5 protein-coding genes and 1 pseudogene are annotated in these 7,071 nt (G+C 38.3%); 1 reads left to right on the top strand and 5 read right to left on the bottom strand.

The window, feature by feature from the left end:
- Positions 1-282: pseudogene (locus G493_RS0115030) on the top strand (hypothetical protein); the annotation flags it as partial.
- Between the two features lie 10 nt (positions 283-292).
- Here the strand turns inward: G493_RS0115030 and G493_RS0115025 are convergent.
- The 5 genes from G493_RS0115025 to G493_RS0115005 form a co-directional block, all read right to left on the bottom strand.
- Positions 293-736 carry a hypothetical protein gene (locus G493_RS0115025; protein ID WP_028581051.1) on the bottom strand — a complete coding sequence of 148 codons (444 nt, stop codon included), beginning with the start codon at positions 734-736 and terminating at the stop codon, positions 293-295.
- A 139-nt stretch (positions 737-875) separates the two neighbouring features.
- Positions 876-2,372, bottom strand: a complete 1,497-nt coding sequence (locus G493_RS0115020) for a lipopolysaccharide biosynthesis protein (RefSeq protein ID WP_028581050.1) — start codon at positions 2,370-2,372, stop codon at positions 876-878.
- Entirely contained in the window at positions 2,369-3,586 is a 1,218-nt protein-coding gene (locus G493_RS29495; protein WP_035274632.1) for a glycosyltransferase, read from the bottom strand. Before G493_RS29495 ends, G493_RS0115020 begins: the two co-directional genes overlap by 4 nt.
- 19 nt (positions 3,587-3,605) lie before the next feature.
- Complete coding sequence (locus G493_RS0115010; protein ID WP_028581049.1) at positions 3,606-4,664, bottom strand: glycosyltransferase; 1,059 nt, start codon at positions 4,662-4,664, stop codon at positions 3,606-3,608.
- Positions 4,665-4,692: 28 nt separating this feature from the next.
- Positions 4,693-6,882 carry an alginate lyase family protein gene (locus G493_RS0115005; RefSeq protein WP_161629833.1) on the bottom strand — a complete coding sequence of 730 codons (2,190 nt, stop codon included), beginning with the start codon at positions 6,880-6,882 and terminating at the stop codon, positions 4,693-4,695.
- Between the last annotated feature and the right edge of the window lie 189 nt (positions 6,883-7,071).

Raw genomic sequence — 7,071 nt, 5'->3', positions numbered from 1 at the left:
ATGAATTACCAAAAATATATCGAGGAGGATTTGCCGATTGGAAGCGGGATGGTTGAGGGAGCCGTTCGTAATGTAATCGGCGAACGGCTGGATTGTTCTGGGATGCGTTGGAAACCTGAACGAGCTGAAGCGTTGCTTCACCTGAGGTGTATCGAACTCAACGGCGATTGGGATCATTTTTATGACTGGGCATATGGCCAATGGGTCAAGCGAATGCAAAGCGAAGAAAGAAACATCCAGGTGAGATCAAGTAAACCGTTGGAACTACCAAAGGCTGCGTGAATTTTATGCTTTATGGGAGATCGGCTGCACCCTCCCAAACTGGATGGTGATAATAATCAATAGCAATATATGTGCCAACAAAGGAGAGCGTAATAAATAACAAAACAAGCTCTTTTTTTGTTGTAATAATATTAGCAATTAATAAGTATAACACAATACATTTTGAAAAATTTTCAAATATACTAATACTTCTTTCAACATCCACAGTGATATAATAACTAAAAATATAACTTATCACAAGAACAGTGAACGCTAATAAATTAGGAAAGTTAAATATAAAGATTTTTTTTCTACCTAAAACAGACTCTAACAAATGAAAAGCAAGAGTTAAAATCGATACCTTAAAAGGTGCACCAACAAAAACATCCCCGAAGATCTTATCAAATGACAGAAAAGAGACTATTATAAATAAACATAGCAGGATAGAAGCTATTGAGATGTTTTTGGGCATCATTATAAACCTTTTCAAAATCCCATAAATAAACTTACAAATTTCAATACAACTAAATAATAACCAGACAATTACCCTAATTTCTCAAAACATACCTACATTCAAGAAAAAAACATTACGAACCCTATTATAAATATACGAACTAATAATTAAAAACCTTTTTCAGACTACCAAAAAACAGATTAATTATTTTAATTATTAGTTCTCTTTCAAAGATAAATATATTTGCAGCAAAGAATCCGATTAAACAGTATACGGAAAAAGAACAAGTTGAAATCAGAATAGAATAGAAATACCCTATTTCAACAAATAAAAATTTTGAGCAATAAGCAACGATCGCTCCGAAAAAAAAGAAAATCATTATTTTCGTTAATTCTTTATAATTAATAATATCATTATAATTAACTGACAGTTTATTTTTGCATCGAATGTAAAACGCTATTTTCCATATTATCTGGGAGACTACGAACGAGCAAGCGACACCATTTAAGCCAAAGAGATAAAAGAAAACAAAACCACTTATCAACGAAACGATTAAATATACACAGTTATTTAACAAAATAAAAACAGTGTCATCTAAAACCCTAGGAACATGTTGTATTAAAAAAGATGACAAAGGTACAATCAAAAGAAAAATTTTCAGAACAGGAACGCTTTCAGCGTAAGCATCAGTGAAAAGTAAATAAATTACTTCTTTTGCATTTACATAAAACAATATATATATATACAAAAAGACTACAAAAAGCTTGCGAGATGATGAAGATACAATCCTAGCTATTGCCAAATTCGCTTCACCACACACCTTAATTTCAGACATTTTTACGATACTAGCCTTTGCAACAGAATCAACGGCAATACTAATCAATGGTATTTGAAAACAACCTATAGTAAATATAGCTAAACTTGCAGGATCCGTTAAAATAGAAACAATATATGTGTGGGCATTACTATTAAAACCATTAATTGCTACTGCAATTCCAAATGGAACAGCATATAAAATTTGCTTTTTAACCAACTCTTTATGAAATACAAAATATGGCTGATACTTTTTTATCACATAATAAAGCATGAAACCAATTCGTAAAAATGCAACTGCACACAATGATATCAATAAATCACGCAGCCTTCCACCAAAGAATACAACACCAACAGAAACTAATGACCTTGACAATTCAGAAAAAAAAGTTATCACACTTGAAAAAAATGCCCTTTTTTCAGTGATTAACACGACTTCTAAAAGATTAGAAAAATGCCACATAACAGCAAAGCAAACTACATAAAAAACTAAATTACTGATCTCCTTCTTTCCGGTAAAAAACACACTAATATATTCAGGATATATAAAAACAAACAATAACAATATCAAACAAATACAAAAAGAAATAGTAATTGATTGCCATATTATTTTATTCTTTATATTTGGATATGTAGGCAAAAAATAATACAGACTATTAGTAATTCCAAAATCAACCAGAGGTAAACATATGTTAAAAATTAAAAATAATTGTTTATAATATCCGAATTCATCTAATGACAATATCCTAGCTAATACAACTGGAACCAAAAAAGCTATTGGTATAGAAAATAGTCTTCCAATTATTAAGAAAGCAGCTTGACTAGTAAGTGAATCTGACTTCATAGTGTTACTTGTTCCAACAATTGATCATACACTTTCAAATCTTCTTCAGCTCTTTTGCCCCAACTCCATCCATCTTCAACATATTTTCTTGCTTGTTTCCCTATATTTATCCTTGAATTAATATTCTCACACAACTTCCTACATGCCTCTGCTAATTCATGGCAATTATTAGGCGTAAAAAAAACTGCTATATCTTTTTTTAAGGCTAATTCCTCCAAGCCTCCTACACGGCTCATAACTACTACTTTTTCCATAGCCATTGCCTCTAGAGGTTTCAGCGGGGTAACAAGTTCTGTAATTCGTTTAGATATGCGTGGGTAAACTAACACATCGATTATTGAGTAATATCTGCTAACTTCAGTATGCGGTACCCTACCTGTGAAGATAATCTTACTTTCTAACCCCATGGTTTTGGTTAAGTCTCTTAAAGACGCCTCTACCTGACCACTGCCAACCAGGAGCACAACGAAATTCTCCCCTTTTTCATCTAGATATTTCGCGGCCTTAATGAGATCCTGTAAACCTTCAAAATTAAAAAAAGATCCTATAAAGCCTATAATCACTTTATTTTCACAGCCTAATGCCTTCTTTAAGTCCTGGTCTACTTCAAGCGGTTTAAACTGTTCATGATCTACCCCATTCCGAACAACATGCAGTTTTTTTTCATCCACTCCCCTTGAAAGCAAATCATTTTTAATACCGTCGCAAATAGCAATAACAGCGTCTGCCTTCTGGACAACACGTGTTTCATGGAACTTTCGTAACCTGTATTTGAGTGATCCTTCTGTAAATGCTCCTCTATCCACAGCAGCATCTTCCCAGAATGCTCTGATTTCATAGACAAAAGGAATGTCCTTTTCTTGACATACCCTGGAAGCGGCAGCTCCAATAAGGGAAGGTGAATGTGCATGTATTATGTCTATTTTTTCTTTCTCAACTACCTGCCTTATCCTGTTACGCAAGACACGTATTTCATCCAACTCCGCCAAAATTGGTACGCGAACCACTTTGCGTTGCGCTGAGTTAGAGCGATAGTAGCGAATACCTTCCCTTTCTTCCATGAGTGATTCAGAAACTGGTCCTTTAAAACGCTCACTCGTTAGCACTACTGGTTCACAACCTCGTTTTTTCTGATGGGTCACCAGGTAATATCCTCTGGTTGTATATCCTGCTGTATCAGGAACTGATGTATCAAGAACGTGTAAAACCTTCATAGTTTGTATTAATCCTAGCCTACTTTTGTGAACAACTCACAAGACAGTCAAACTCCTCCTGTATTGCGTCTCTATGTTCCATGTGATGCAATGTCTTTTTTACAGTATCAAGATGTTCCAGGGTACATATAACCTTCCCAACCAGATCTTCCACATTGCCTGGCTGATAAAGAACCACCCCATTCGGTCGAGTACCGTTATCACTCCCTACCACCGGAACCTTGAGGGTCAAAGCTTCCATAACAGAAGAACAGACACCATCACTTACAGGTGTCCGTATTACTATATCTGACTGTTCAACCAGAGATAAAAAAGCATCATGATCTTTTTGCCCAGTCACAAAAAGATTATCACGTATATCAGCATAACCCTTATCGGTTATAAAATATTCAGCTTGCTCTTTATCCCCCAGAATAAACACTCCCAGATCAGGGAGGTTTCTTCTAAGAAGCCTTATAGCTTGAAACAGGGTGTGAGGATCGTATTCCTCACGAAAAAAAATATAACTGATAAGAACTGGAGAATGTATTTTGATGAAATCCAATTCTTCAGGTTGCATGCTGTATTCATGTTCAACATACTGCACACTGAAGCATGGAATTGAATAGATTTTTTGCGACGGCACCCGTATTTTCACTATACACCGTTTTACATCATCACTATTACATATAATCACCTTAGACAAAGTAAATACCAACCACGCCAAGATTTTTTGAAGAGTGAGTCCTGGTTCAAAGGCTTTCTGAACGACACCTGCATGAAAACTGACCGGACATCTCTTTCCAAAAAGCAAAGATATACCCTGTGCTGCCAAAGTTAAGACGAGACCTGGGATAGCATTTCCATTACAATGAGGGTAAATGGTATACTTTTTTAAATTATAACTAACTATTTTTTTTACATAATCGAAGCTATGCTGAACATCTAGACAGTCTCTGCCTTTCTGTTTTCTATTTTCCCCGATATCAAGAACAGCATTGGTAATGTTATGTTTATCCAAATATTTTTTAAATATCTGGATATGGAAAGACCACCCGCCCAGAGGAGGTGGATAAGGCCCAACTTGCAGGAGTTTCATCTAATACGCCTATAATTCATCATATACGTTATGGAAGAATGCTGACGGAACCATTCATTTCAATATCAGCTCTTGCTTCCCGCGTTAAAGATTCATCGCTCAATCCTGCTGCAATGAAATCTTTCAGCATGCCATCAAATTCTATCTGCAGCAGCCACCTCGCGTTCACCGTATATGCATAGTCAGTGGATATCTGCACGTTTTTGGGTTCCACATACAGGAAACACTTCATTCCTGTTTCAGATGTAATACTGTAAAGACATTCGCATTCATAAAGAGATGGCAGTGTATCTTTTTCAATTTTGCAGTAATAGCCATTCGGATTCAGTAGAAATGCCCGTATGATACGTCCGCAGCATTTTTCCCGGGTGCTGCAGTTGTATATATCAGTTTTTTCAGCGTATCCCGGAAAAATCACCCCTTTATTGGAATCTGTCTCCCCTTTGGACAAGACAATGTCTGCATTCTCATATCCTATAAAAGCGATGGATGTACAGACGCTGTTATTGCTTCCAGAGACGGTATAATTTAATTGGTCCACATGCTGAACTTCCAGACCCGGCGCAAAATATAGATTGCATTCAATATCCTGTGAAGCTTTACAGTGTACAGCGTCCAGGCAAAGAAGACTGCGATCAGGCAGAATGACCACATTTCTCGTATGACTGTCTTCAGTAATTGTAGTATATGCAGCACCAATAACCTGACATGATTGCAGATCTCTGCGCCACGCCTTCCCTTTATCAGGAAACGTTTTCCAGCTGAAATTACCTAAAGGCTGCGCCTGCCCCTCTGCGCCTATTTGGAGAGTATTGTGAGCCTGTGAACTTCGTTCAAAATTTCTCCATAAAGGATGAGAATACGAATATGTACCGATATCTATAAGAATAGGAATACCGGCGGCAACATACTCAAATGCAAGGAAATCAGCATGGGAATGCCCTGCTGATAAAAATCCCATTTGTCCGGCATCAAACAAGAGATAGTCTCCGGTTTCTGTCCAATCACTCCGGTAAACCAAATAATTCGAATCATCAAAAGAGTAGACAGTATCTGCTGGCGGCTCTGCCGGCATAGCAAGGAAATGCTCTTGCAACGCTAGAGGGAGTAACCATGCCGCTTCCCAAGGGAGTTTTGTACTGCGATATTTAAAATCTCTCCGGTTACACAAGGTTGCCCCTGCACACAGTATCCATTTCCAGGACAATTGTCTGTCTGGATTAAGGGGCAAGGCGTATCCGCCATCACCATCTCCAATCAAAGGAATCGAGGAACCAGGACGCTCCACAGCAAGGCAGAACTCGCACATTTTTTCGAGAATATGCAAGAGATGGTTTGGTACGTCTTCTCCATGAATTTGTCTTAACAGTATATACTGCAAATAATATTCTACAGTGTATGTGTGATAACAGGTGGAAAGTTCTTTGTGGACGCCATCGGAGCCAACCTGGGCAATAATTTCTTCATCCAGAATTGCACAGGCAGCTGATGTCCACTGTGCGGCAGCCTTGTGTTCTCCATACACCATAGAAAAAACAAACAGCCCCAATGCTTCGCCGGTAAGATGAGTGTTAGGACTGATATAGTGGGAAAAATATCGACTGACATGCTGTGCGTGCTTATGCATTGAACCCAGAATCACCCACAGCTGTTCAGCCTGGAGAGAACTGGATCCCCGTAATAATTCCAGAATCCAAACCCAGGTCACGAGCCTGGTGGCGACTTCTAAACTTTCAGCCCAATTAATGCCCTGCCCTGCGGGACAACATTCGATCCAATCCAGAATTTGCTCCACAGCATATTGTGCATACTTTTCATCGCCAGACAGATAAAAAGCCATGGCAGGAGCAAGGAGAAACTGGTGTCGGTTAATTTCCCACAGAAATTTGGGGTCGCTTCCTGCATCGACAAACCTGAGTCGGCTCCAATGCCGTTTGGGCCAGGAAGATTGCGAGACTGGATCCCTGTTCCAGTCTATTTTTCCTTCATATCTCAGGACAGTTCCAAACAGAGAAATTTGAAAATCGCAAACAGCATCTGCTTTTTCAAATACAGAGTCAAATTCCAGCCGATATTCCCTGGCAAGTCGTGCAGCAAGACGCTCTCTGTCTTCCGGTTCAAAATAAAAATTTCTTTTTACATCCCAGTATGCTTTATACGTTTCCGGGGTAAAGGCGGAACCTTTGTCGTCAAAGTAAACGCCTGTGGAAACTGACAAAGTATTGCCCCTAAAAATTTCAACAATTTGGTCACACTTCTGTTTCCAAATCCTGGAAACGCGAAACCGTATCTCTTTGGCATCAAGAGCTGCGAGACGCTTTATCAACCTGCTGATATTCATGCTGCAATGGTCATAGATGAGAAAAATAGTGGTGAACGGCTACAGATAATGGGGACCAAGCAAGCC

This window comes from Desulfogranum japonicum DSM 18378 (assembly GCF_000429945.1).
Lineage (GTDB): Bacteria > Desulfobacterota > Desulfobulbia > Desulfobulbales > Desulfobulbaceae > Desulfogranum > Desulfogranum japonicum.
Note: the sequence above shows the minus strand (reverse complement) of the source record. Positions and strands in the feature narration are given on the sequence as shown.

Bases quoted from the DNA above. Each gene is read 5' to 3' on its own strand.
- G493_RS0115025 (WP_028581051.1), bottom strand. From the start codon at position 736: ATGATGCCCAAAAACATCTCAATAGCTTCTATCCTGCTATGTTTATTT.
- G493_RS0115020 (WP_028581050.1), bottom strand. From the start codon at position 2,372: ATGAAGTCAGATTCACTTACTAGTCAAGCTGCTTTCTTAATAATTGGA.
- G493_RS29495 (WP_035274632.1), bottom strand. From the start codon at position 3,586: ATGAAGGTTTTACACGTTCTTGATACATCAGTTCCTGATACAGCAGGA.
- G493_RS0115010 (WP_028581049.1), bottom strand. From the start codon at position 4,664: ATGAAACTCCTGCAAGTTGGGCCTTATCCACCTCCTCTGGGCGGGTGG.